We start from the raw sequence: 1,384 nt of genomic DNA, 5'->3' as shown, positions 1-1,384 counted from the left end.
CGCTCCGGCCCGTGGAGCGCCTTCCAGTGCGTCACCCGCCGCTCGATGGTGCGTCGCGCCGCCATGATGTCGCGATCGGGATAGCGGCGGCAGAGCTCGTGCAGGATGGTGACGGGGCGCAGCGCCGGCGCCGCCTCCAGCATCGGGACGACGTCACTGTCCCAGATGCCCTCCAGCGGATCGGGCTTGCCGCCGCCATGGCGCCGTTCGGCCTTCTTCTGCGACGGCAGGCGCGGGTCCGCCTCCAGGCGCGCACCCGTGCTGGGGCTGAAGCCGGCCATGGCCGATGCCGTAATCCGGCGATGCGATTTTCTCAGGGTCATGTACAACCTCGCTTGGTGGTCGGTGATCGGTCTGCCGGGCATCACGGTCATCTTCTTGGCGGTTGAAGACCGGATGTCCTTGGCAGCCGTCGCGGCCACTGGCGAGGGGAAAACCCGCGCCGGACAGGGTCCGACCTACGGCCGGGCTACGCCCGCCCTCCGGTCGGACCCTGTCGTCACCAGCGTTGTCGCTGGCTCGTCAACTTCGGTGTCGCTGTGCACGCCAGCGTCTTCACCGTCGTCAGTCGCGCCATCTGCAAGGCGGCCTTCACACGTCGGCCTTCGCGGCCGGCATATTCCTCGGCCAGCAGGGCGTCGAGCGCCTCCAGCCGCGAGACCTCGCCGCGCTCCAGTTGGCGGATGATGTGGTCAAGGATCTCCAGGGCGCGCGGCATCTTCAAGCCGACTAGAGCGTTTTCCTCTCAATCGCGGTCATATCCGGCGGCAGCGAAGAAGTTCTCGCATTCGGCCGGCATGATCGCGTCGATACCCTGACGGATGGCCTCCCACAGCGCTTCCTTGGTCCGGGCCGCGGCCTTCTTGAGGAAGGCCTTGAGCTTGGAGAAGGCCATCTCGATCGGGTTGAAGTCGGGGCTGTAGGGCGGCAGGAAGTGCAACTCGGCTCCGGCTGCATGGATGGCGTCGCGAACCGGCGTGAGCTTGTGGGCCGGTAGGTTGTCCATCACGACGACGTCGCCCGGGTTCAGCGTCGGCACCAGGACCTGCTCGACGTAGGCGACGAACGCCGGCCCGTTCATGGCGCCATCCAGGACCATGGGCGCCGTCATCCCTTCGAGCCTGAGGGCGCCGACGAAGGTCGTCGTCTTCCAGTGGCCGTGCGGCACCGGCGCCCGGCAGCGCTCGCCCCGGAGGGAGCGGCCGCGCAGCCGGGCCATCTTGGTCGAGGCGCCGGTCTCGTCGATGAAGACCAGGCGCTCGGGGTCGAACTCCGGCTGAAGGTCGAACTGAACCGCGCCGGGTTTGCCGGAGGCTCCAACTCCAGAGTAGGATGGAGCCCTCATGAGCAAGACGATGAACAAGTTTTCCCCTGAAGTCCGCGA

At 67.5% G+C, this 1,384-nt stretch carries 2 protein-coding genes and 1 pseudogene; all 3 read right to left on the bottom strand.

Annotated elements, in window-relative coordinates; translation table 11 throughout:
* A pseudogene (locus CRP50_RS24735) lies at positions 1 to 323 on the bottom strand (IS21 family transposase); the annotation flags it as partial.
* 176 nt (positions 324 to 499) lie between these two features.
* The gene (locus CRP50_RS24730) at positions 500 to 718 is read right to left on the bottom strand and encodes a hypothetical protein (protein ID WP_281257972.1); all 219 of its coding nucleotides are present in this window, start codon (positions 716 to 718) and stop codon (positions 500 to 502) included.
* A 27-nt stretch (positions 719 to 745) separates the two neighbouring features.
* A partial coding sequence (locus CRP50_RS24725; RefSeq protein WP_245913719.1) for an IS630 family transposase occupies positions 746 to 1,384 on the bottom strand: 639 nt, incomplete at its 5' end.

The organism is Caenispirillum bisanense (assembly GCF_900230255.1).
In the GTDB taxonomy this organism is placed as follows: Bacteria; Pseudomonadota; Alphaproteobacteria; order Rhodospirillales; family Rhodospirillaceae; genus Caenispirillum; species Caenispirillum bisanense_A.
Note: the sequence above shows the minus strand (reverse complement) of the source record. Positions and strands in the feature narration are given on the sequence as shown.